Genomic DNA, 20,741 nt, shown 5'->3' with positions numbered 1-20,741 from the left:
CCGCCAAACTTTGTAACGGTCACATTTTTTCATTGGTGCGCGGCCTGCCTTTGCGTGCACCATGCGCCGATCTCATCCCTCTCAGGACTTCGTCATGACCACGCTTCCCGGCATTGCCGACATCCACGCCGCCGCTGCGCGGCTCTCCGGCCTGATCGTCGAAACGCCCTTGATCGAATCGCCGGAACTTAACAAGCGCTTCGGCGGCCGCATCCTGTTCAAGCCGGAGACGCTGCAGCGCACCGGCTCGTTCAAGTTCCGCGGCGCCTACAACAAATTGTCGACGCTGAGCGAGGAAGAGCGCGGCCGCGGCGTGGTCGCCTTTTCTTCCGGAAACCATGCTCAAGGCGTCGCCGTGTCCGCCGCAATGTTCGGCGTCAAGGCAGTAATCGCCATGCCCGCCGATGCGCCGGCAATGAAGATCGCCAACGTTCGCAAGATGGGCGCCGAGGTGGTGCCGTTTGATCGTTTTCGCGACGACCGCATGACCGTGGTGCGCCCCTATATGGACAAGGGCATGGTGCTGGTGCCGCCCTTCGACGATCCGGCCATCATCTCAGGCCAGGGCACGATCGGCCTCGAACTGATGCGCCAGGCCAAGGCGCTCGGCGTCAGCCTCGCCGCGGTTCTCATCCCCTGCGGCGGCGGCGGCCTGTCGAGCGGCATCTCGATCGCCGTCAAGGACGCTTCGCCGGACACGGCGGTCTGGGCGGTGGAGCCCGAGCATTTCGACGACACCCGCCGCTCGCTGATCGAGGGAAAAAGGGTTTCTAACGAACCCGGCCACAGCTCGATCTGCGATGCCATCCTCACCGCAGAGCCTGGCGCCATCACTTTCGAGATCAACCGCAAGAACCTGGCCGGCGCGATCGCCGTCTCCGACAAGGCGGCCGCGCAAGCAATGCGCGACGCCATGGCCCATCTAAAACTGGTGGTCGAGCCCGGCGGCTGCGTAGCGCTGGCAGCGCTCTCGTCAGGCGAGATCGAGCTGTCGGGCAAATGCGTGGCCGTGGTGCTGTCGGGCGGCAATGTCGATTTCAGCACCTATGCCGAGATCATGGCCGCGGCCTGATAACCGAGATGGCAGACTCTGACATAAGAGCGGCTCTGGATCGCCATTGGGTGGCCTCCGATGCCAATGATTTCGAGGCGGAACATCAGATCTATCGCGACGACGCGGTGCTCGACTATCCGCAGTCGGGCGAGCGCATTCGTGGGCGGCGCAACATCCAGTCGTCGCGTGCCGCGCAGCCCAATCAGAAGCGCTTCGCGGTGCGGAGGATCATCGGCTCAGGCGACCTTTGGATCACCGAATATGTCCTGACCTATGACGGCGTTCCCTCCTATACGGTGAGCATTATGGAGTTCGTCGATGGCAAGGTGGCCCGCGAGACCCAGTATTTCGGCGACCCGTTCGAGCCGGGACCTTCGCGCGCGCAATGGGTCGAGCGGATATCTTGAAGCCAGGCGGCGATAGCATGACCGGCCATGGCCCGCTCGACCGCGCCGAACTGCCGGAAGATACGTCTGCTCTGGCCCGCTACCTCATCGGCAGACTGGTGGTGCGGGAGCTGCCGGAAGGCATTGTCAGCGGCCGCATCGTCGAGACCGAAGCCTATGTGGTCGGCGATGCTGCCGGCCATGGTTATCGCGGCATGACGCCGCGCAATCGCTCGCTATTTCTCGGACCCGGACACGCCTATGTCTATCTCGCGTATGGCGTCTCCTGGATGCTTAACGTCTCGAGCGAGAGGGCGGGGACCGGCACCGGCATCCTGATCCGGGCGCTCGAACCGCTCGAAGGCATTCCGCTTATGCGGGAGAACCGAGGTGTCGAGCGCTTGCGTGACCTGGCGCGCGGGCCGGGACGGCTTGCCCAGGCCTTGCGGATCGACCGTTCGCTCGACGGCCTCGATCTGTGCCGGCAAGGCCCGCTATGGCTGGCCGAAGATGAGCATCAAGCCGGCGACATCGGCCAAGGCATCCGCATCGGCATTACCAAGGATGCAGACCGCCCGCTGCGATTTTACGTCAAGGGGAGCCCTTTCGTCAGCGGTCCAAAATCGTTCAACCCTTGAGAGCCTAGTCGAGTGTCCGCCTGAACCGCACCAATGCGACGCCGGCAAACAAAGCCACAAACGCAACCAGCCAGGTGATCTCGCCCGCCACCGCCGGCAGCTCGGCGCCTTTCAGCATCACCGCGCGGGTGATGCGCAAAAAATGCGTCAGCGGGAAAATCTCGCCAAAGATCTGCGCCCAGCCGGGCATGCCGCGATAGGGGAACATGAAGCCCGACAGCAGGATCGACGGCAGGAAGAAGAAGAAGGTCAGCTGCAGTGCCTGCATCTGCGTGCGGGCAATGGTCGAGATGGTGTAGCCGAGAAGCACCAGCGCCAGCACGAACACCAGCACGGCGGTGAGCAGCAACGACATCGAGCCGGTGAACGGGATGGCAAACAAAAGCTTCGACGCCGCCAGGACCACCACCACCTGCACCGCGCCGACCGCCAGATAGGGCAGCACCTTGCCCAGCATGATCTCGAGCGGACTGGACGGCATGGCCAGCAGGTTCTCCATCGTGCCGCGCTCGGTCTCGCGAGTCAGCGCGATCGAGGTCATCATCACCATGGTCATCTGCAGGATAACGCCGAGCAGCCCGGGAACGATGTTGTATTGCGAGATGCCTTCCGGGTTGTAGCGCCGGTGCACCACCACGTCGAGCTGGCCCCTGGCGTTCTCGGCCGCCGCCTCCTGCATGCCTTGCGCGCGAAGCAGCGCCTGGCTGGCGACGGTGCTTAGAGTCGAGATGGCGCCGCTGGCGGCGGCCGGATCGGTGGCGTCGGCCTCGATCAGGATTTGCGGATTGTCGCCGCGTTCGACCCGGCGGCCGAAATCGGCGGGGATGGTGACGACGAAGGAAACGTCGCCGCGCGCCATCAGGAATTCGGCTTGCTCGGCACTTTGCGCGACATGGTCGAAGCGGTAGTAGCCGGTCGTCTGCAGGGCCGCGACAATGGCGCGGGTGTAGGGGTCGTTGCTGGTCGCCACGAGTGCGGCAGGCAGGCTTTTGGGATCGTTGTTGATGGCATAGCCGAACAGCACCAGCTGTAAAAGCGGCACGCCCAGCATCATGGCGAAGGTGATGCGGTCGCGCCGCATCTGGATGAATTCCTTGATCAGCAGCGCACCGAGCCTGGCGAAGGAGAAGACGCTGTTCATGCCATATTGTCCTTCGAGCCTGACATGAACTGGATGAACACATCCTCGAGGCTGGTCTCGCCGGGTTTTACGCTGACGCCCTTGTGCTCCTTCTCCACATCGGCAAGCGCCTTTTCCAGGGCAGCCTTGTCGGAGCCAACGACATGCAGCGTGGCGCCGAACGGCGCAACCTGGTCGACGCCCGGCCGTTCCTTCAGGGCATCGGCGACCTGGTCGAGGCGCGGCCCTTGCAGCACGAAGGTGGTCAGCCCGGCATTCTTCACCACCTCGTCCACCGTGCCGGTGGCCAGCATCTTGCCATAGGAGATGTAGCTGATGCGGTGGCAGCGCTCGGCCTCGTCCATGTAATGGGTGGAGACCAGCACCGTCAGCCCGCCGCTGGCGAGGCGATGGATCTCGTCCCAGAACTCGCGCCGCGCCTTCGGGTCGACGCCGGCGGTCGGCTCGTCGAGCAGCAGCAGCTTCGGCTTGTGCATGATGCAGGCGGCGAGCGCCAGACGCTGCTTCCAGCCGCCCGACAGCGTGCCGGCGAGCTGGTTGCGCCGCGTCGTCAGGCCAAGTTCTTCCAGCGTGCGCGCCACATGCTCCTCGACCGGCTTCAGCCGGTAGAGCCGCGCCACGAATTCGAGGTTTTCGCCGATCGTCAGATCCTCGTAGAACGAGAATTTCTGCGTCATGTAGCCGACTTCGCGCTTGATCCGGAGCGACTCGGTGCGGATGTTGAATCCCAGCACCGTGCCTTCGCCCTCGTCGGGCGTCAGCAGGCCGCACATGATGCGAATGGTCGTCGTCTTGCCCGAGCCGTTCGGCCCGAGAAAGCCGACGATCTCGCCTTCGGCCACCGACATCGTCACATGGTCGACGACGGTCTTGTCGCCAAAACGCTTGACCAGGCCATGGACGTCTATGGCGTTCATTTTGCGGAGACCGCCAGCTCGACATCGACGATCTGACCCGGCTGCAGCGCTTGTACCTCGCCCTCCGGCCGCGCCTCGACGAGGTAGACCAGCTTCTGCCGGTTCTCGAGCGAGTAGATCACCGGCGGGGTGAATTCCGGATCGGGCGAGACATAGCTGACGCGCGCCTTCACGCCCTCGCCGCAGCCGTCGCAATGGACGGAAAGCAGCGTGCCGACCTTGATCGATGAAAAGGCTCTTTCCGGGATATAGACGCTGAGTTTCACGGCGCCGTCGGGCAGCATCGAGATGACGGGCGCGGTCGGGCCGGCGGTGTCGCCGGGGTTGCGGATGACGTCGTTGACGCGGCCGGGCGAGGGCGCCGCCAGCACCCGCTTCGACAGCCGCCACTCAGCCTGTTCCAGTGCCGACTGCGCCTGCTTGACCTGGTTGTCGGCCGCCTTAATCGTTTCGGGCCGCGCCGGCAGACCGCCGACCGCGAGATTGGCTTCCGCCTGGCCGACCTGCGCATTGGCCGTCTCCAGCGTCGCCGACGCGGTGTCGTAGTCAGCCTGCGTGCCGGTGCCGCGCTTGAACAGATCGCTGGCGCGGTCATAGCGGCGCCTGGCGTCGGTGGCTTGCGCGCGGGCCATGTCGACCTCGGCCTTCAGCACGGCAATCTCTTCCGGTCTTTTGCCGACCTGCAGATCGGCAAGCTGCGCCTGCGCCTGGGCGAGCGCCGCTTCGGCTTGCGCCACGGCAATCTTGGCGTCGGCGCTTTCCAGCGTCACCACCGGCGTGTTGGGCTCGACACGGTCGCCGCGCTTGACCTTGACGGTCTCGACCTGCGCCACCTCGATCGGCGCCAGCAAGACATACTCGCCCTCGACATAGCCGACGGCCAGGGGTGCCGCCGGCGCGCAGGCGCTGAACAGCTGGGCCGCGAGCGGCAGGGAACAGAGAAAACTCATCGCTTGCCCTCCTTGCGGGCGGCCGCCTTGCGCGCGCCCAGCATGGCCTCGAGGTTGTTGGTGGCGACCGCCACCACCTTGGCGGCTTCCGCGGCGCCGATCTCGCGCCAGCCCATTCGGCGCAGCACCGCCTCGCGACCGATGCGGAAATAGATGACCTGGCCGATCAGCGTGAAAACCGTGAGCTTGGTGGCCTCGCTCTCGGCCGGCTCGCCGGTCGCCTGTTCCCAGACCTGGCAGAGCCGCCGATGCGTCGGCTCGAACACGCCGGCATAGATGCGGTCGAGCGCTGCCGTGGGATGCGAGAGCTCGCGAAGTACGAATTGTACGATTTCGCCAGCCTCGGGACTCGCGACGATGAACCCCACCATGCGCTCCAGCGCGGCGACCAGCTGCGCCCTGGCGGCCTCGGGGGTGGACGGAGCCGACGCCGGCCCGATCGCCTGTCCGGCAATTGCCTGGATGGTCTCGACGATGTGGTCGGCGGCGGCCGCGCGCAGCCCTTCCTTGCTGCCGAAATGATAGGCGATGGAGCCTATATTGGCCTTGGCCTCCGCCGCGATCTCGCGCGTCGAGGTGCCGTCGAAGCCCTGCCGTCCGAACAGTTTGAGCGCGGCCAGCACAAGTGCGGCGCGCGTCTGCTCGGCAGGCGATGTCTCCTGGCGGGGCGTTCTACCGGGTGTTGGTTTGATCATGTCAGCGACTTTAATCAATCGATTGATTAAAGTCAAATTGATTCTCTGTGCCGGCTTGCCATGTCGAGCCGCAGACGCTTAAGTGCGCGGCCATGGGCAAGGAAGTCGAACGCAAGTTCCTGGTCTCCAGCGCCGAATGGCGCAATCTGGCCGAGGCGGATATCCGCATTCGCCAGTTCTACCTTGCCGCAGCCCCTGGCCGCACCGTGCGCGTGCGCATCAGCGACGGTAGTTCGGCGAAACTGACGCTCAAATTCGGCAGCCGCGCCCGCGAGCGCGACGAGTATGAGTATCCGATCCCGCTGGCCGATGCCGAGGAGATGCTGGCCTTCGCCATCGGACATGTCATCGAGAAGACACGCCACCATGTTAGGCATCGCGGCTATCTCTACGAAGTCGATGTTTTCGGCGGAATTCTTGCCGGCCTTGTGGTGGCCGAGCTCGAGACGCCGGAGGATGTACCTGACGAAATGCTGCCTGATTGGCTCGGCCGCGAAGTGACCGGCGAGCAAAGGTTTTACAACGCGTCGCTCGCCCTTGGGGGGATTCCGGAGATCGCCGCATGAGTTTTCGCATCGATCCGCGCCTGCCGCTGACCGGCGAGGTCAGACGCATCCTTGGCGAGGAAATCGGCAAGGCGCTTGCGCATCTGGCCGCGGCGCACGACCGGCCGGAGCAGGCGCTGCACAAATGCCGCAAGCGGCTGAAGAGCGCGCGCGCCTTGCTGCGCTTGGTCCATTCCGGTAACGAAACGTTTTGCCAAACTGAAAACCAGTGCTACCGCCAGGTGGCGGCCCTTCTGGCGGGTCCGCGTGAAGCAACCGCGCTGGTCGAGACCATCGACCGGCTGGCGGCCGCCTTTCCAGAGCATGTTGCCGGCGGCGGCCTCGACAGCGTGCGCGATCGGCTTATTGCCCGCCAGCATGAAATGCATGCCGGCGCCGGCCTCGACGCCGCCATAGGTGCTGCGACCGCCGCCTGCGAGGAAGGCCTGATCCGGATAGAGCGGCTGCTGCTCCCGGATTTGCCCGAACACGCCGCTGACGTGCTCGCCGACGGCGCCCGCAAGACCTTGCGCCGCGCCAGGAAGGCGCTGGACAGAGCGGGATCGCGCGGTGAGGCCGAGGATTTCCACGACCTGCGCAAGGCGGCAAAGACCCACTCGATGCATTTGTCGCTGCTCGGCCGGCTGTGGCCAACGCCGATCAAGGTGCGGCGCAAGGCGGTCGACGAACTGGGCGAAAAGCTGGGCGAACTGCACGATGTCTTCGTCATGCGCGCCCTGCTCGAAGCCGACGACGAACCGCTCGGCGATGCCCAGGACACCAAGCTTCTGGGCAAGCTTTTGAAGCGCTCGGAAAAGAGCCTGAAGAAGGCCTGTCTCGCCGGGGCCGCCGACCTGTTCGGCGACAACCCCAAGCGCTCGACAAAGAAACTTGCCCGCAATGCGCGCGACGACCTCGCCGGCCCAGCGCCGCAGGAACAGACGGGCGTTCCGGTCGGTTGACGGCGCGCTGGCCCTTGCCGGTCGGCCCGTGCTAGTCACGCTCTACGATGACCGCGCCCGCCGAAACGCTTCTCGACCGACTTGGCCGCTGGCTTGCCGGCCGGCTGCAGGACGAATCCTCCGGCTATGAGCCCTACACGCCGTCCGACGCCGAGACGCTGCGTCGCGCGCTCGAACCCGGCGACATCCTGCTCATCGAGGGCAACCAGAAGATCTCCGCGGTCATCAAATACCTGACCCAGTCGACATGGTCGCACGCCGCCTTCTATGTTGGCGATGCCTTGTCCGAACCCGCTGATGGGTCGGAGCGGCCGCGCCTGATCGAGGTTACGCTCGGCGAAGGCTGTGTCGCCGTGCCGCTGTCGCGCTACCGCACCTACAACACGCGCATCTGTCGCGCGAGCGGCCTGACGCCGGAAGACCGCGACAAGGTCGTCGCCTTCATGATCGGCAAGCTCGGCCTGAAATACGACCTCAAGAACATCTTCGACATGCTGCGCTTTTTCCTGCCGGCGCCGCCGGTGCCGGTGCGCTGGCGCCGCCGCATGCTGGCTTTCGGATCCGGCGATCCGACACGCGCCATCTGCTCGACGCTGATTGCCGAGGCCTATGGCGAGATCCGTTATCCGATCCTGCCCGAGATCACCCGCGCCCCCGGCCGCGCCTCGGCGCAGTCGAGCTATTCACGCCGGGAAATCCTCCACATCCGCCACCATTCGCTCTACACGCCGCGCGATTTCGACCTGTCGCCCTTTTTCCGCATCGTCAAGCCGACGCTGGAATATGGTTTCGACTACCGGGCGGTGACCTGGGACGACAAGGCAAACACAGACGCCCCAGCCGCGAAGGCTGGCGCAATCGCCTCAGACACGTGATGGCTTGGCGCGGCTCGCATCATGCCGAAACCACAATAGCGCCCTGGTTTTCGGCTCTGTGTTCGACCCAGACATGGACCGGTTCGTCCCGGCCGCGGATGCTCACCGGACCATGATCGCGCGCATTCAACTGTGTCGTGGGCGATTCCGCCTTCGCGGCCTCAATCAGTCGTGACCCAAAGCAAATATTCGCCTGAAGCTCACGGCAGAGCGACTGCAAACGGCTGGCGACGTTGACGGTGTCGCCCACCACCGCGAAGGACAGATTGCGCTCGCTGCCGACCGCGCCGATGACGACAGCGCCATATTGTGCACCGATCCGAACGTCCAGCGGCGGGTATCCCCTGGACACCCGCTGCACATTCCAGTCTTCGAGAGCGGCGATCATCGCTTCAGCGCACTGGATGGCCCGAGTCGCGTCGTCGTGGCTGGCTTGCGGAACCCCGAATGTCGCCATGATGCAATCGCCGATATAGTTATCGACAGTGCCATGATGGTCGAAAACGACCTGCTCCATGCGACGGTGGAACTGACGCAGAAGTTCGAACACTGCTTCGGCCGGATGATCCTCGGAATAGTGTGTGAAGCCGACGATGTCGGCGAACAGCACCGCGATATCCTGCCGGCGGACCGGGCCGAAGGGCTCGTCATCCGTGGCGAGCTGGTCGACGACATTGGGCGAAAAATGCCGGGCGAGATTGGCGCGGGCGCGCTCTGCCTTGACATAGTCTTCCGACAGATGTCGGGAACGAGAGACGACCAGCGCCATGATTGCGCCGATAATCAGCACGACCAACACGTTGGTCGCCTGCGCGAATGTATCGACGAAATTGGGGTTGAGATAGAGGTTCAGTCGCTCTGTCATCGGCATCGAATAGAGGTTCGTCGCCGGAATGACGGTTCCCGGACGAAGAATCACCCATCCCACGCCGATCGCCCACGTCAAGGCCGCGAGCGCGCCGAGATAGAGCGCCAATCGTGTCGAAAGGGTCAGCGCGCCAAGGCATACGAAAATCAGCAGGAATTTGAAACTGCCCTCGCGCAGTTGCATCGCGGCCGGCGCGACCTCCTGGGAAAACGGGTTGGGCGTTATCAGCAGAACGGTCAACAGAATGATGTCCAGCGTACCGACGAGATAACCGATCCACCATCGCGCCGTGCGACGGCGCGCAAAGCGAAACTGGATCAGGCCGATGAGCTGGAACAGCGCGAGGCCCGCCAGCACGAAGAGCAGCGAGGCATCCCAGCGGCTGATCAATGAAAAGAAGCAGGAGATCACGGCGAGCGATGCCGTACGCGCCCAGAACTGCAATGCAGCACCCTGGCGTTCTGCGCGCGCCCGCAAATTTTTCAGGCGCGAATAGCGGCGAAGTTCAAGTGTTGGCGCGGTCGGCATGGGATCACTTCGATTTCACGGGGACGTGTCACGCATTCGGCAAACCCGACCTCTACAGACTGGCAAATCAGTGCGCGAACTCTATCATGAATGTGGTTTCATTTTTTGAAATGCGGCTGCAAAGAGCAAAAACGTCCAGACAAAAGATCATGTTGAAAACCGAAGCTGGGCAGGCGGAGGCTTGGCCGTGTCAGGCCGGCAAAGGACGGCGTCCCTTTGCGGGAGCCGCGGGCCTGTCGAACGCTCCGGCATCCCTGGGGTGCGGGCCGATCGGCATGATCGCCGGAAACGGCGTTGCGCCGAAAGCAAACGTCCATTTGTAGCCGGTCAGCCCGTCTTCCGGCGTCGTGTGCTGGTCGTGATGGGCGAGCAGCTTGACGCGATCGGCCAGTTCCTCGGCCTCGCGCTTCACCATCTCGGCCGTTTCCGGCCGCATCCGCCGCGAGAACGAGACAAAGGTCGCTTCCCGCTCCAGATGGGTGATCGCCCAGCCGATGAAATTCTTGTTGGTCATCTCGAACAGCGGCCTGAGCGGCCCTTCGAAATTCCACTGGATCGGCGTGTCGACCAGCAGCCGTGCCGACAGCCCGCTGCCCAGCGCGATCAGCCCGAGCGCTTCGAGATCGCGCAGATAGAGAAACATCGAGGCTTCGCTCAGTCCTTGCGAGCGCATGACGCCTTCCGGCGTGAATTTCTCCGACAGCATGACGAAGATGAACAGCAGCGCCGGACGTCCCGCGAGCTTGCGCTCGATCTCCGGTGCGATGCGGTTGACCGGTCCCGGTCCCCTGTTCATCGAACCCAACACGTTTTCCAGCTCGACGCCGGCAGCAGCGCAAATCTCCACCAACCGGTCGAGCTTGCAATTGCGCTCGTGGAAGATGCGCTTCACCGTCGGCTCGGAAACGCCCATGCGCTCGGCAAGGTCGCGATAGGTGACGCCCTTGGCCTTCAGCGTCCGCTTCAGCGCCTCGAAGATCAGGCCATTCATGGGATGCACCTCTTTTGCGCCATTTGGTATCGGGTTTCGATACTAGCGACAATCGGACTTTCCGAAAAGTATCGAAATCTCTAGCTCTCCGCCCGTCATCAGGAGACCTGGCCATGAAAACCTTCATCACCTCGATTTGTTTCGCCGCCTTCGGCATCGCGCTTGCACCGGTCGCCCAGGCCGGCGAAGTCTGGCGCGCTTCCGGCTTCCAGCAGCCGGAATCGGCGCTGTTCGACGCCGCCAACAATCGTATCATCGTCTCCAACATCGTCGGCAATCCCGGCGAAGCCGACGGCAACGGTTATCTCTCGGTGCTGTCGCCGGACGGCAAGACGATAACGCAACACTGGACCGACGGCATGGATGCGCCGAAGGGCTCGGCGATCTCCGGCGGCAAGCTCTACGTTGCCGACATCACCAAAATGCGCGTCGTCGATCTCGCCAGCGGCAAGCTCGTGTCAACCATCGATGTGCCTGGCGCCGTCTTCCTCAACGACGTGACATCGGACAGTTCGGGCAAAATCTATTTCACCGATATGCTGGCCGACGCGATCTACCGCATCGACGGCGACAAGGCGGAGCTGTTCGTGAAGGACGCGAAGCTGGCCGCACCCAACGGCATCTTTGCAGAAGGAGGTAGGCTGATCGTGGCGTCCTGGGGCAAGGGAATCAAGGCCGATTTCAGCACCGCCGAACCCGGCGGCCTGCTGTCGGTTGATCTGGCCAGCAAGACGGTTTCAACGTTGCCGGGCGCACAAAACTTTGCCGACCTCGACGGCGTCATCGCCATCGGCGACAGCATCTACGCCACCGCCTACATGACCGGCACGCTCTATCGCTACAAGGTTGGCGGCGCTCCGGAAGCAGTAGTGCAGTTCAAGCCGGGCAGCGCCGATATCGGCACCGATGGCACGCGAATCTTCGTGCCGCTGATGAACGAAGGCGAGATCGCCGCGGTGAGCTTCGATGGAACATCGCAGTGATCGACCGCCGGCCGGTCCCCGGCTGGCGGCTACTTCTCCGGGGCCAGTTGCGCCCGCGCATCGTTGATCGAGGCACCAAAGGTCACCAGCGGCCGCTTGACGCCGTGGTTGATGAGCATGCGCCGCGTCTGCGGCGAGGCGCCGGCGATGATGAATCGCACCCCGGCGCGCTTCGCCTTGTGCGCCGCGCCCTCGATGACATTGGCCGCGGTGCAATCGAAGAACGGCACCGCCGAGCAATCGAGGATAAAGTTCTTGCGCTGGTCGGCGATGCGGTCCAGCACCGTGCCGACGGTCGAGGCGGCGCCGAAGAAGAAGGCGCCGGAGATGCGAGCTGATCTGATTTCCGCTCCGGACCGTTAGTTTTCTTCAAGCTCGCTGTCACTATCCGCCACCGCATACCGCCGCTGCAGCAGCCGCGCTGCCAGCCAGCACAGCATTGCCCAGGCGAAGCCGGCGCACCAGCCGGCGAGCACGTCGGAAGGCCAGTGGACGCCGAGATAGACGCGGCTGACGCCAACCAGAAGCGTCGTCAAAACCGCCAGGCAGAGCACGAAGATCTTGGTCGTACGTCCCGGCAGGAACCGGGCCGCCAGCGAGCCGAGTGTCAGATAGGTCACCGCCGAGACCATCGCGTGGCCGCTCGGAAACGACAGCGAGGTCTCTGTGACGAGGTGCGAGACAAGGTCCGGGCGCGGCCGGTCGACGCCGGCTTTCAACAGGCTGGACAGCGCCTGGCCGCCGGCCACCGCCACCAGGATGAACAGCGCCGTTCCTGCCTTGCGGATCAGCAGCAGATAGACAATCACCGCCGCCACGATCAGCACCAGCACCGTGGAGCTGCCGAGGCTGGTGATGTCGCGCATCGCTCCCTGCAGCCAGAGCGGGCCGAGCGGGACATCGGGATGGCCGGCCTGGCGGAAGGCGAGCAGGATCTCGGTATCGAAAGCATGCGGGGTGGTGTCGCGCGCCACCTCCATCAATTCCTCGAACCCCCACAATCCGCCGGCGATGATCAGTCCGGCGAGCAGCACCGGAAATTCGATCCAGTTGGCGAGGGTGCGGAGGGCGGTCTTCATCGACTATAGCCGCCCCTGCAGATAGGGCCCGAGCGTGATCAGCGCCACCGCGCCGATCGCCAGCACAATGCCGGTTGCCTGCAAGGCGTTGACGCGTTCGCCGAAGAACACCAGCGCCACCGCATTGACCGCCACCAGCTGGATTACCGCCGACAGGCTGAACGACACCGACATGCCAAACTCGCGGACCAGCCGCAGCATCATCAGATTGCCCGCCGTATAGAGCGCCAGCGTCAGCAGGATCTTGCCGAGGCTCGGCGCCAGCCCCCATTGCTTGGCCGCGATTGCCGCCAAAAGGAAAATGACCGTCGAAATGACGAGCTGCGCCAGTCCCCAGAAACTCACTTTTGTGCCTCGCTGTCGTTTGTGGCAGCCCTTGTTTCGCAAGCGTGCCGGCACGTCAAGCAGACTGCGGTGGAACAGGCCCGACCCAGAGGCACCCGGGTGGGTGGCAGCAAGATCGCAGTCTGATTGCCAACGCTCGGGCCGGAGTCACCCAAATCCAGGCGACTGCTCTACTCAAGCCTTGGGAAAGATTGGACATTTATTCTTGGCGCCCTAGGTCTTGTGGAGGAGGCTGCCATGCCGAAGTCTGTTTATGACCGTGGCCTGCTCAGGCCCGACGACATCGCCAAGCTGCAACGTGTGTTCGACGAGGCCTGCCGCAGGCGCGACGTGCATCCCGATTCGGCCGAGGCGCGGGAGATCGCGCTGAACTTGCTCGCGCTCCACAATGCCGGGATGGTCGAGGAGGAAATGCTTATGGAAACCGTCGGTTTCCGCCGGTTGGAACCGAAATCGGCCTGAGCCCCCAAGGCGGCCTAGCCGGCGCGCTGCACGACGGCCACGTTCATCCTTGACCTCAGCCGGAAGCCGATGGATTCGTACAATCCGATCGCGTTGGCATTGTTGGCATAGGCGTGCAGGTAGGGAACCTCGCCGCGCGCCATGATCCGGTTGGACACGAACACCGACAGCAGCCGGCCAAGGCCACCGCCGCGAAAGTCCGGATGCGAGCACACGCCGCTGAGTTCGCTGTAGCCGGGCTGCTTCATGCGCTCGCCGGCCATTGCCGCCAGCCTGCCATTGATCTTTACGCCCCAGAAATCGCCCAGACTCAACGCCTTGAGCGTGAACGGGCCTGGCCTGGTCAGCGACGCCAGAGCGAGCATCTCGGCCGCATCGTCCAGCGTAAGCTGCTGCACACGCTCGTCCGACACGGCCAGCAAGGGCGCCTCGGCAACCATCTGAACGCCGAAGGCCGTCGTGGTTGCGGTCAGTTCCGGCGGCAGGACAATGGGGTCCGACTGAAGCATGAATACGCTTTCACCTGCGGGAACGAGTCTTCCGAGCGCTTGCAGGCTCTCAGCGTCATCTGCGCCTGAAGCCGCGAACGGGACGATCGACGCGGGATAGCGCCTGGCGAGCTTGTCGCCATTGGCAAAGATTCGATGCCGCGTGTCGAGCGCGCTCCAGACGGGACGGTCGAGGATATGGCTCATGGCGCGACACCCTGCTTTACACGACGATCGAGCGGAGCCGCCGCCAAGCCGTCCTCGATGGCCGAGAGTTGTTCGAGAAGCGGCCCTGCAAGGCCTTTGCACAGGTCCGCAACGGCATTCTCGATGCGCGGCCACACGTCCCGCTTCGCTCTGTCGACCAGACGTTGACCATTCTTGGCCAGCGAGACCATTCGCCGCCGCTGGTCGCCGTCCGACTGGATGACCTCGACCAGCCCCAGCTCGGCCAGCAGCGCCACGCTGCGCGTCACGCCCGGCTGGGTGATGCCGAGCGACTGCGCCAGCTCGCCGACAGGCAGCGGCCCAAGCCGATCGAGCGCGGCCAGCAGCGGGTACTGGCTCGACTGGACCGGCACCTCAAGACCATCGAGCATGCGCTGCGTATCGGCCTGCAGCTGCTCGCCGATGCGCTTCAGCCTGCTGCCGAGGGTGAGGTAGCCAAGAGATCGAATGATGTCTTCCATTGTGGTCCGCTCGCTTGTTCATTACATGTTATATAACAAAGCAAGAAACGGAATCAAGACTGCCCTTGTCAGGAGACCGGAGCCTCTCAGCTTCGTCGTCCCTGGGCGGAGCAGCCGCGCAGCGGCGTCGCGAAGACCCTGGGGTCTGCGCTGTGTCGCTTCGCTCCTTGCTTCGCCCGTGGATGACGAAGGGGCGGGGTGCCTCAGCCAATCGCCAAGGCCGCTACGACCCTCTGACGATCTGCCTGGCGATCGCTTCGGCCTGCAGGCCGGCGCTGTGGAAATAGCTGGTCAGGCTGGGCCGCATGCCGATGAACCACAGGCCGGGCTGGCCGCTCGGCGTGCCACCATTGGCTTTCGGCACGCCCTTGGCGTCGAGCACGCCGAGATCGCCCAACATGGCCTCCAAGCCGGTGCGATAGCCGGTCGCTGCGATCACCACATCCGGTTCAATCACCGTATCGTCGTTCAACCGCACGCCCGGGCCTTCGAAGGCCGCCACGGGCGCCACCACCGAAATCCGTCCGGCCTTCAGCGCGGCGACGGCGCCGTCGTCGACGGCAATCGCGATCTGCTCGACGCCGAGCCGGCTGGCGCCGCCTTTCGGCGCCGGCGGCAGGCCGAAGCGGGTGAGGTCGCCAAACACCAGGCGTTGCGTCGCGGCGATCACGGCGTCGGCAATCCACGTCGGCAGCATCGCCATGAAGCCGCCGAAGCGCGCGACGGCAACCTTGCCGATCCGCTTCGGCATCAGCGAAGGACCTTGCCTGGCCGACAGCCACACGGCTTCTGTGTCGGCGCGGGCAAGATGATTGAGCACGTCGAAGCCGGAATTTCCGGCGCCGACCACCAGCACTTTTTTGCCCGCATAGTCCTCCGCTGTGCCGAAATCAGCAGCGTGGATCAGTTTGCCCGAAAAGGACGCCTTGCCCGGCCAGTCCGGCGTCCACGGCAAGCGGTCACGGCCGGTGGCAACGATGACGTGACGTGCGCTCAGCACTCCTTGGCTGGTATGGACGAGCCAGTGGCCGCCGTTGCGCTCGATCCGTTCGACGGCGGCGCCGAATTCGACCCTTATGCCACGGGTGCGGGCAAAATCATTGAGATAGCCGACGATGACATCCTTTGTCGGAAAGGCGGCGGTGCGCGACGGATAGGCAAGACCGGGCAGGGCCGACAGCGCGCGATGCGTATTGAGTGTCAGCTTCTCGTGCCGCCGCCGCCACGGTTCGGCGATCCGCTGTTCCTTGTCCAGCACAACCGCCACCATGCCGCGCCGGCCAAGCGCGTCGGCTGCTGCCAAGCCGGCCGCCCCGGCGCCGATGACGATCACCGTCTCATCAGAGCCTTTCGGCCCCCGGACGATAGGGATCGTTTCGCTTGTCGTTGCCGCCATTCGGTCGAGATTCCCTTTTAGCTGCGCCATGGGGACCCGTCCTGTATGGCACGTCCTGTATGGCACATGGGCGATATGATCGATAATGAGGTCGCGTCAATGCGACTGATTCGAGGCCTTGGGGGCAGGCCTCTGTTTATCATCGGCACGCGGAAGCTCGACCATGCCCTCCTTGCGTATCTTTCTCGACAGACTGCTGGAGGGCGCTGCAGCCAAGGTGCCGCGCCAGGATTTGACCCATGTCGAGCGGCTGGCGCTGGTCCGCCGGCACGGTGACTTCTCGCTGGCCTATTCGACCGCCGTACAGCAAAAACTGTCCTATTTCGGCGACACTGAGGGCTATATCGCCTTCGGCACCAAGATGAAGCACCATTTCGCGCTCGGTGACCCGGTGGCCTATCCGCCCGATCGGCCCGACTACATAAGACGCTTCGTCGAAGCCGCCGACAGCCCGTGGTTCGTACAGATCGGCGAACCGACGGCGCGCGTGCTGTCCGGGCTCGGCTACCAGGTCAACCGTCTCGGCATCGACACGCGGCTGGAGCTTCCCGCGCACGACTTTTCCGGCAAGCGCAACGAAACCGTGCGCTATTCAGAACGTTGGCTGTTGAAGAAGGGGTTTTCCTTTGGCGAGGGTGCGGTCTATCTCGATGAGGTCCAGCGCCTGTCGCAGAACTGGCGGGCCGACCGCATCGTCAAGCGCTGGGAGATGGCGTTCCTCAACCGCCCGTTTGCGGATCATCTCGGCATCGATATGCGCCGTTTCGTGCTCTACAGCCCGGAAGGCGAACTCGTCGCCTTGCTCGATTTCGATCCGCTGTTCAGAGACGGCAAGGTGATCGGCTACACCACCTCGTTCAAGCGCAAGCACATCGATGCCTCGCCGCATACTGAAATCGGCCTGACCAAATTCGCCGTCGACCGCTTTCGCGGCGAGGGCATTTCCGTCGTCACGCTCGGCCTGTCGCCGATGCTCGACGTCGGGGACAATGAATTTGCCGAATCGAGCTTCTGGCGCAACGCTTTCGAGCGCGCCTATGAATCGCCCTGGGTCAACCGCAGCAAGTTCAACCTTAAGGGCCAGGCGGCGTTCAAGCGCCGCTTCCACGGCGTCGAGGAGCCGACCTACATCGCCTTCCGCAAAGGCACACTGGTCGAGATGCTGGGCCTGCTGCGCTTGATCAAGGCGATCTAGCCCTTGGCCGAAGCCGCGGTTCGTCAGTTGCGCAGCCGGTAGCCGGTCCGGAATATCCAGGCGACGATGGCGATGCAGATGGCGAGGAACACCACGGTCATGCCGAGGCTGACGCCGACCGAGACATCCGACTTGCCATAAAAGCTCCAGCGGAAGCCGCTGATCAGATAGACGACCGGGTTGAACAGCGTCACCGTGCGCCAGACCTCGGGCAGCATATTGATCGAATAGAAGCTGCCGCCAAGGAAGGTCAGCGGCGTGATGATCAAAAGCGGCACCAGCTGCAGCTGCTCAAAACTTTTCGCCCAGATGCCGATGATGAAGCCGAACAGGCTGAAGGTCACCGCCGTCAGCACCAGGAAGGCCAGCATCCAGAATGGATGCTGGATATGCAGCGGCACGAACAGCGAAGCTGTCGCCAGGATGATCAGGCCGAGTATGATCGACTTGGTCGCCGCGCCACCGACATAGGCGATGACGATCTCCAGATAGGACACCGGCGCCGACAGCAGTTCGTAGATCGAGCCGACGAATTTCGGGAAGTAGATGGCGAATGAGGCATTGGAAATCGACTGCGTCAACAGCGACAGCATGATCAGGCCGGGCACGATGAAGGCGCCGTAGCTGATGCCGTCGATCTCGGTAATGCGCGAGCCGATGGCCGAGCCGAAGACGACGAAATAGAGCGATGTCGAGATCACCGGCGAGACGATGCTCTGCAGCACGGTGCGGAACGCTCGCGCCATCTCGACCCGGTAGATCGCCCAGACTGCGCGCCAATTCATGGTTCTTGCCTCAACAGATTGACGAAAATCTCCTCGAGCGAGCTGTTTTGCGTGTCCATGTCGCGGAACTGGATGCCGGCCGCCTCGAGCTCGCGCAGCAGCGAGGCGACGCCGGGGCGTTCGCTCTGATTGTCATAGGTGTAGGTCAGTTGTGTGCCATCCGGCGACAGCTCCAGTCTATAGCGCGAGAAAGCATCGGGAACGGCGGTCAGCGGCGTGCGCAGCTCCAACAGCAGCCGCTTGCGTCCAAGCTTGTGCATCAGCTCGGCCTTGCCTTCGACCAGGATGATCTCGCCCTTGTTAATGACGCCGACGCGGTCGGCCATCGCCTCGGCCTCTTCGATGTAATGCGTGGTGAGGATGATGGTGACGCCGTCGTCGCGCAGCCGGCGCACCATCGCCCACATGTCCTGGCGCAGCTCGACATCGACGCCGGCGGTCGGCTCATCTAGGAACAGCACGCGCGGCTCGTGCGACAGTGCCTTTGCGATCATCAGCCTGCGCTTCATGCCGCCAGACAGCGTGATCGCCTTGGCGTCCTTCTTGTCCCACAGCGAGAGGTCGCGCAACACCTTCTCGACGAAGCCCGGATTCGGCGCCTTGCCGAACAGGCCGCGGCTGTAATTGACCGTCGCCCACACAGTCTCGAAGGCGTCGATGGTCAGCTCCTGCGGCACCAGCCCGATCAGGCTGCGCGCCGCGCGGTAATCCCTGTTGATGTCATGACCATCGACTGTGACCGTGCCCGACGAGCGGTTGACGATGCCGCAGACGATCGAGATCAGCGTCGTCTTGCCGGCGCCGTTCGGCCCCAGCAGCGCGAAGATCTCGCCGCGTTCGATGTCGAGGTTGATTTCCTTCAGCGCCTTGAAGCCGGTGGCATAGGTCTTGGTGACCCCGGAAATCGCAATGATGGAGGTTGAAATAGTGGAAGACATGAGGCGGGAAACGACTGCTTGAAAGGGATTATTATTGCGCTGAATGTCGGTGCGCACGGCCGGAAGTCAATGCCGCTGCTGACAATTCTGGACAAACGTTCTCTTTTCGAGGGTTTCGCCAAGGGTATTGCGGGGGCACTGACGGTTTGGCCTGATCTGCTGCGACAACGCGCCCCGCGTGGCGCCACGCCGCTTTGACCGGACCGTGTACAGCGCCTATCCTGCGGCAAGAAACAGCAGCCGGAGCCCGCCATGGACCCGCTCATCCTGTCGCGAATGCAGTTCGGGGCGAACATTTCGTTCCACATCCTGTTTCCGACGATCACCATTGCGCTTGGCTGGGTGCTGCTGTTCTTCAAGCTCCGCTACAACGCCACCAATGATTCCGCCTGGATGCGCGCCTATTTCACCTGGGTGAAGGTATTCGCGCTGTCCTTCGCCATGGGCGTGGTCTCGGGCGTCACCATGAGCTTCCAGTTCGGCACCAACTGGCCGGGCTATATGGAAAAGGTCGGCAATATTGCCGGGCCGCTGCTCGCCTACGAGATCCTCACCGCCTTCTTCCTCGAAGCGGCCTTCCTCGGCATCATGCTGTTCGGCTTCCGCCGCGTGTCGAACCGCGTCCATACGCTGGCCACCGTGCTGGTCGCCGGCGGCACCACGCTGTCCGCCTTCTGGATCATCGCGCTCAATTCCTGGATGCAGACGCCGACCGGCTTCGAAATGATCGACGGCAAGGCGCATCCCGTCGACTGGTGGGCGATCGTCTTCAACCCGTCGATGCCTTACCGCCTCGTGCACATGCTGCTCGCCTCGGGGCTCACCGTCTCGTTCCTGATCGCCGGCCTGTCGGCGCTACGCTATCTCAGCGGCGACCGTTCGGAATCGATGTGGAAGGCGCTGCGCACCGGCGTCTTCACCGCCGCCATCCTGATCCCGATCCAGATCTTTGCCGGCGACCAGCACGGGCTGAACACGCTGGAGCACCAGCCGCAGAAGATCGCCGCCATGGAGGCCAACTGGAACACCGGGCCGAACGTGCCGCTGGTGCTGTTCGCCTGGCCGGATGAGGCGGCGAAGGAAAACAGGTTCGAGGTCGCCATTCCCGATGGTGCCAGTGTTGTGCTGCGGCACTCGACCAGTGGCGTCGTGCCGGGGCTCAACGACTATCCCGGCCTCCATCCGCCGGTCCTTCCGTTGTTCTGGGGCTTTCGCATCATGGTCGGCACCGGCATTTTGATGCTTGTCGTCTCCTGGTCGGCGACCTTCTTCCTCAAGCGCCGTCACAGCCTGCCGAGGCCGCTGGCCATGCTGATGGTGCCGATGGCGCTGTCGGGCTGGCTGGCGACGCTCGCCGGCTGGTACACGACCGAAATCGGCCGCCAGCCCTGGCTGGTGACGGGCGTGTTGAAGACGGCCGATGCCGTCGGCCCGGTCGCCGGCAGCCATGTCGCGCTGACGCTTGCCGTCTATCTCATCCTCTATGTGCTCTTGCTGATCGCCTATCTCGGCGTGCTCGTGCACCTGGCGCTGAAGGCGGCCAAGGACGGCGACATCTCACCGCTGCCGGGCGTGATGAAGACGGCCATGTCGCAACCGGCTGCGGGGGAGTGAGGATGCACATATTCAAGGTCAGCGCCGCCCCTCACCTGCCTGCCGGCATCCTCTCCCCGTATAGGGACGGGGAGAGGGAGGCTATCGTCGCCGGTTTCGCCAATCGCCGGCGTTGCAGGAAGTACGCCGATGTCGCGGCCAGCCCCCTTCTCCCCGTCACTATACGGGGAGAAGTGCCCGGCAGGGCGATGAGGGGCGGCGCCAACCTCGGTAATCG

The 20,741-nt window shown here is 63.8% G+C and carries 24 protein-coding genes and 1 pseudogene; 11 read left to right on the top strand and 14 right to left on the bottom strand.

Annotation, left to right across the window (positions count from 1 at the left end; translation table 11 throughout):
• Positions 1-94 precede the first annotated feature (94 nt).
• Genes AC1D1L_RS16405 through AC1D1L_RS16395 form a run of 3 tightly spaced genes read left to right on the top strand, consistent with a single transcriptional unit; the run spans position 95 to position 2,078 of the window.
• Complete coding sequence (locus tag AC1D1L_RS16405) at positions 95-1,072, top strand: threonine/serine dehydratase (RefSeq protein WP_477342595.1); 978 nt, start codon at positions 95-97, stop codon at positions 1,070-1,072.
• A gap of 8 nt (positions 1,073-1,080) precedes the next feature.
• Positions 1,081-1,461 carry a nuclear transport factor 2 family protein gene (locus AC1D1L_RS16400; protein ID WP_477342594.1) on the top strand — a complete coding sequence of 127 codons (381 nt, stop codon included), beginning with the start codon at positions 1,081-1,083 and terminating at the stop codon, positions 1,459-1,461.
• 17 nt (positions 1,462-1,478) lie between these two features.
• A complete protein-coding gene (locus tag AC1D1L_RS16395) occupies positions 1,479-2,078 on the top strand; it encodes a DNA-3-methyladenine glycosylase (RefSeq protein ID WP_477342593.1) in 600 nt (199 codons plus the stop codon).
• 4 nt (positions 2,079-2,082) lie between these two features.
• Here the strand turns inward: AC1D1L_RS16395 and AC1D1L_RS16390 are convergent, their stop codons facing one another.
• From AC1D1L_RS16390 to AC1D1L_RS16375, 4 genes are read right to left on the bottom strand one after another with little or no spacing between them, the layout of a single operon-like run.
• Positions 2,083-3,219 (bottom strand): ABC transporter permease, encoded by a 1,137-nt coding sequence (locus AC1D1L_RS16390; RefSeq protein WP_192257116.1) that lies wholly within the window; start codon positions 3,217-3,219, stop codon positions 2,083-2,085.
• Positions 3,216-4,136 carry an ABC transporter ATP-binding protein gene (locus AC1D1L_RS16385; RefSeq protein WP_477342592.1) on the bottom strand — a complete coding sequence of 307 codons (921 nt, stop codon included), beginning with the start codon at positions 4,134-4,136 and terminating at the stop codon, positions 3,216-3,218. Before AC1D1L_RS16385 ends, AC1D1L_RS16390 begins: the two co-directional genes overlap by 4 nt.
• Positions 4,133-5,086, bottom strand: coding sequence for an HlyD family secretion protein (locus tag AC1D1L_RS16380; RefSeq protein ID WP_477342591.1), 954 nt, complete (start codon positions 5,084-5,086; stop codon positions 4,133-4,135). Before AC1D1L_RS16380 ends, AC1D1L_RS16385 begins: the two co-directional genes overlap by 4 nt.
• Entirely contained in the window at positions 5,083-5,781 is a 699-nt protein-coding gene (locus AC1D1L_RS16375; protein WP_477342590.1) for a CerR family C-terminal domain-containing protein, read from the bottom strand. The genes AC1D1L_RS16380 and AC1D1L_RS16375 overlap by 4 nt, the downstream gene beginning before the upstream one ends.
• Before the next feature lie 92 nt (positions 5,782-5,873).
• On the opposite strand from AC1D1L_RS16375, the gene AC1D1L_RS16370 reads away from it, so the two are divergent.
• From AC1D1L_RS16370 to AC1D1L_RS16360, 3 genes are read left to right on the top strand one after another with little or no spacing between them, the layout of a single operon-like run.
• Positions 5,874-6,347 (top strand): CYTH domain-containing protein, encoded by a 474-nt coding sequence (locus tag AC1D1L_RS16370; protein WP_477232271.1) that lies wholly within the window; start codon positions 5,874-5,876, stop codon positions 6,345-6,347.
• Entirely contained in the window at positions 6,344-7,288 is a 945-nt protein-coding gene (locus AC1D1L_RS16365) for a CHAD domain-containing protein (protein ID WP_477342589.1), read from the top strand. The genes AC1D1L_RS16370 and AC1D1L_RS16365 overlap by 4 nt, the downstream gene beginning before the upstream one ends.
• Before the next feature lie 47 nt (positions 7,289-7,335).
• The gene (locus tag AC1D1L_RS16360; protein WP_477342588.1) at positions 7,336-8,163 is read left to right on the top strand and encodes a C40 family peptidase; all 828 of its coding nucleotides are present in this window, start codon (positions 7,336-7,338) and stop codon (positions 8,161-8,163) included.
• Between the two features lie 19 nt (positions 8,164-8,182).
• On the opposite strand, the gene AC1D1L_RS16355 is transcribed toward AC1D1L_RS16360, so the two are convergent.
• Together AC1D1L_RS16355 and AC1D1L_RS16350 are read right to left on the bottom strand one after the other, a co-directional pair.
• Positions 8,183-9,559, bottom strand: a complete 1,377-nt coding sequence (locus AC1D1L_RS16355) for an adenylate/guanylate cyclase domain-containing protein (protein ID WP_477342587.1) — start codon at positions 9,557-9,559, stop codon at positions 8,183-8,185.
• Positions 9,560-9,749: 190 nt separating this feature from the next.
• Positions 9,750-10,550: a helix-turn-helix domain-containing protein gene (locus AC1D1L_RS16350; protein ID WP_112559071.1), complete on the bottom strand. Its 801-nt coding sequence runs from the start codon at positions 10,548-10,550 to the stop codon at positions 9,750-9,752.
• A gap of 113 nt (positions 10,551-10,663) precedes the next feature.
• Between AC1D1L_RS16350 and AC1D1L_RS16345 the strand changes: the two genes are divergently transcribed.
• Positions 10,664-11,533, top strand: coding sequence for an SMP-30/gluconolactonase/LRE family protein (locus AC1D1L_RS16345; protein WP_477342586.1), 870 nt, complete (start codon positions 10,664-10,666; stop codon positions 11,531-11,533).
• A 29-nt stretch (positions 11,534-11,562) separates the two neighbouring features.
• Here AC1D1L_RS16345 and AC1D1L_RS16340 read toward each other — a convergent pair.
• The 3 genes and pseudogenes from AC1D1L_RS16340 to AC1D1L_RS16330 form a co-directional block, all read right to left on the bottom strand.
• Positions 11,563-11,868: pseudogene (locus AC1D1L_RS16340) on the bottom strand (sodium-independent anion transporter); the annotation flags it as partial.
• Positions 11,869-11,892: 24 nt separating this feature from the next.
• Entirely contained in the window at positions 11,893-12,612 is a 720-nt protein-coding gene (locus tag AC1D1L_RS16335; RefSeq protein WP_477342585.1) for a phosphatase PAP2 family protein, read from the bottom strand.
• Between the two features lie 3 nt (positions 12,613-12,615).
• The gene (locus AC1D1L_RS16330; protein ID WP_112559074.1) at positions 12,616-12,957 is read right to left on the bottom strand and encodes a hypothetical protein; all 342 of its coding nucleotides are present in this window, start codon (positions 12,955-12,957) and stop codon (positions 12,616-12,618) included.
• Positions 12,958-13,194: 237 nt separating this feature from the next.
• On the opposite strand from AC1D1L_RS16330, the gene AC1D1L_RS16325 reads away from it, so the two are divergent.
• Positions 13,195-13,419, top strand: a complete 225-nt coding sequence (locus AC1D1L_RS16325; RefSeq protein WP_352557828.1) for a hypothetical protein — start codon at positions 13,195-13,197, stop codon at positions 13,417-13,419.
• A gap of 14 nt (positions 13,420-13,433) precedes the next feature.
• On the opposite strand, the gene AC1D1L_RS16320 is transcribed toward AC1D1L_RS16325, so the two are convergent.
• From AC1D1L_RS16320 to AC1D1L_RS16310, 3 genes are all read right to left on the bottom strand, one after another.
• A complete protein-coding gene (locus AC1D1L_RS16320) occupies positions 13,434-14,114 on the bottom strand; it encodes a GNAT family N-acetyltransferase (protein WP_477342584.1) in 681 nt (226 codons plus the stop codon).
• Positions 14,111-14,596, bottom strand: a complete 486-nt coding sequence (locus AC1D1L_RS16315) for a MarR family winged helix-turn-helix transcriptional regulator (protein WP_477342583.1) — start codon at positions 14,594-14,596, stop codon at positions 14,111-14,113. Before AC1D1L_RS16315 ends, AC1D1L_RS16320 begins: the two co-directional genes overlap by 4 nt.
• Before the next feature lie 223 nt (positions 14,597-14,819).
• Positions 14,820-16,022 carry a flavin-containing monooxygenase gene (locus AC1D1L_RS16310; RefSeq protein WP_477342582.1) on the bottom strand — a complete coding sequence of 401 codons (1,203 nt, stop codon included), beginning with the start codon at positions 16,020-16,022 and terminating at the stop codon, positions 14,820-14,822.
• A 133-nt stretch (positions 16,023-16,155) separates the two neighbouring features.
• On the opposite strand from AC1D1L_RS16310, the gene AC1D1L_RS16305 reads away from it, so the two are divergent.
• Entirely contained in the window at positions 16,156-17,187 is a 1,032-nt protein-coding gene (locus tag AC1D1L_RS16305; protein WP_477342581.1) for a phosphatidylglycerol lysyltransferase domain-containing protein, read from the top strand.
• 23 nt (positions 17,188-17,210) lie between these two features.
• Here the strand turns inward: AC1D1L_RS16305 and AC1D1L_RS16300 are convergent, their stop codons facing one another.
• Both AC1D1L_RS16300 and AC1D1L_RS16295 read right to left on the bottom strand, forming a co-directional pair.
• The gene (locus tag AC1D1L_RS16300; protein WP_112559080.1) at positions 17,211-17,972 is read right to left on the bottom strand and encodes an ABC transporter permease; all 762 of its coding nucleotides are present in this window, start codon (positions 17,970-17,972) and stop codon (positions 17,211-17,213) included.
• Complete coding sequence (locus tag AC1D1L_RS16295) at positions 17,969-18,910, bottom strand: ABC transporter ATP-binding protein (RefSeq protein WP_477342580.1); 942 nt, start codon at positions 18,908-18,910, stop codon at positions 17,969-17,971. Before AC1D1L_RS16295 ends, AC1D1L_RS16300 begins: the two co-directional genes overlap by 4 nt.
• An 18-nt stretch (positions 18,911-18,928) precedes the next feature.
• Here AC1D1L_RS16295 and AC1D1L_RS16290 point away from each other — a divergent pair, with 18 nt between their 5' ends.
• On the top strand, positions 18,929-19,108 hold the full coding sequence (locus AC1D1L_RS16290) for a hypothetical protein (protein WP_436257468.1): 180 nt from the start codon (positions 18,929-18,931) through the stop codon (positions 19,106-19,108).
• Positions 19,109-19,162: 54 nt separating this feature from the next.
• Positions 19,163-20,524 (top strand): cytochrome ubiquinol oxidase subunit I, encoded by a 1,362-nt coding sequence (locus tag AC1D1L_RS16285; protein ID WP_477342579.1) that lies wholly within the window; start codon positions 19,163-19,165, stop codon positions 20,522-20,524.
• Positions 20,525-20,741 lie beyond the last annotated feature (217 nt).

Source organism: Mesorhizobium sp. P2_D6, from assembly GCF_056404315.1.
Note: the sequence above shows the minus strand (reverse complement) of the source record. Positions and strands in the feature narration are given on the sequence as shown.

Excerpts from the sequence above, each read along its gene's own strand:
- AC1D1L_RS16405 (WP_477342595.1), top strand. The coding sequence starts at position 95 with ATGACCACGCTTCCCGGCATTGCCGACATCCACGCCGCCGCTGCGCGG.
- AC1D1L_RS16400 (WP_477342594.1), top strand. The coding sequence starts at position 1,081 with ATGGCAGACTCTGACATAAGAGCGGCTCTGGATCGCCATTGGGTGGCC.
- AC1D1L_RS16395 (WP_477342593.1), top strand. The coding sequence starts at position 1,479 with ATGACCGGCCATGGCCCGCTCGACCGCGCCGAACTGCCGGAAGATACG.
- AC1D1L_RS16390 (WP_192257116.1), bottom strand. The coding sequence starts at position 3,219 with ATGAACAGCGTCTTCTCCTTCGCCAGGCTCGGTGCGCTGCTGATCAAG.
- AC1D1L_RS16385 (WP_477342592.1), bottom strand. The coding sequence starts at position 4,136 with ATGAACGCCATAGACGTCCATGGCCTGGTCAAGCGTTTTGGCGACAAG.
- AC1D1L_RS16380 (WP_477342591.1), bottom strand. The coding sequence starts at position 5,086 with ATGAGTTTTCTCTGTTCCCTGCCGCTCGCGGCCCAGCTGTTCAGCGCC.
- AC1D1L_RS16375 (WP_477342590.1), bottom strand. The coding sequence starts at position 5,781 with ATGATCAAACCAACACCCGGTAGAACGCCCCGCCAGGAGACATCGCCT.
- AC1D1L_RS16370 (WP_477232271.1), top strand. The coding sequence starts at position 5,874 with ATGGGCAAGGAAGTCGAACGCAAGTTCCTGGTCTCCAGCGCCGAATGG.
- AC1D1L_RS16365 (WP_477342589.1), top strand. The coding sequence starts at position 6,344 with ATGAGTTTTCGCATCGATCCGCGCCTGCCGCTGACCGGCGAGGTCAGA.
- AC1D1L_RS16360 (WP_477342588.1), top strand. The coding sequence starts at position 7,336 with ATGACCGCGCCCGCCGAAACGCTTCTCGACCGACTTGGCCGCTGGCTT.
- AC1D1L_RS16355 (WP_477342587.1), bottom strand. The coding sequence starts at position 9,559 with ATGCCGACCGCGCCAACACTTGAACTTCGCCGCTATTCGCGCCTGAAA.
- AC1D1L_RS16350 (WP_112559071.1), bottom strand. The coding sequence starts at position 10,550 with ATGAATGGCCTGATCTTCGAGGCGCTGAAGCGGACGCTGAAGGCCAAG.
- AC1D1L_RS16345 (WP_477342586.1), top strand. The coding sequence starts at position 10,664 with ATGAAAACCTTCATCACCTCGATTTGTTTCGCCGCCTTCGGCATCGCG.
- AC1D1L_RS16335 (WP_477342585.1), bottom strand. The coding sequence starts at position 12,612 with ATGAAGACCGCCCTCCGCACCCTCGCCAACTGGATCGAATTTCCGGTG.
- AC1D1L_RS16325 (WP_352557828.1), top strand. The coding sequence starts at position 13,195 with ATGCCGAAGTCTGTTTATGACCGTGGCCTGCTCAGGCCCGACGACATC.
- AC1D1L_RS16320 (WP_477342584.1), bottom strand. The coding sequence starts at position 14,114 with ATGAGCCATATCCTCGACCGTCCCGTCTGGAGCGCGCTCGACACGCGG.
- AC1D1L_RS16315 (WP_477342583.1), bottom strand. The coding sequence starts at position 14,596 with ATGGAAGACATCATTCGATCTCTTGGCTACCTCACCCTCGGCAGCAGG.
- AC1D1L_RS16310 (WP_477342582.1), bottom strand. The coding sequence starts at position 16,022 with ATGGCGCAGCTAAAAGGGAATCTCGACCGAATGGCGGCAACGACAAGC.
- AC1D1L_RS16305 (WP_477342581.1), top strand. The coding sequence starts at position 16,156 with ATGCCCTCCTTGCGTATCTTTCTCGACAGACTGCTGGAGGGCGCTGCA.
- AC1D1L_RS16300 (WP_112559080.1), bottom strand. The coding sequence starts at position 17,972 with ATGAATTGGCGCGCAGTCTGGGCGATCTACCGGGTCGAGATGGCGCGA.
- AC1D1L_RS16295 (WP_477342580.1), bottom strand. The coding sequence starts at position 18,910 with ATGTCTTCCACTATTTCAACCTCCATCATTGCGATTTCCGGGGTCACC.
- AC1D1L_RS16285 (WP_477342579.1), top strand. The coding sequence starts at position 19,163 with ATGGACCCGCTCATCCTGTCGCGAATGCAGTTCGGGGCGAACATTTCG.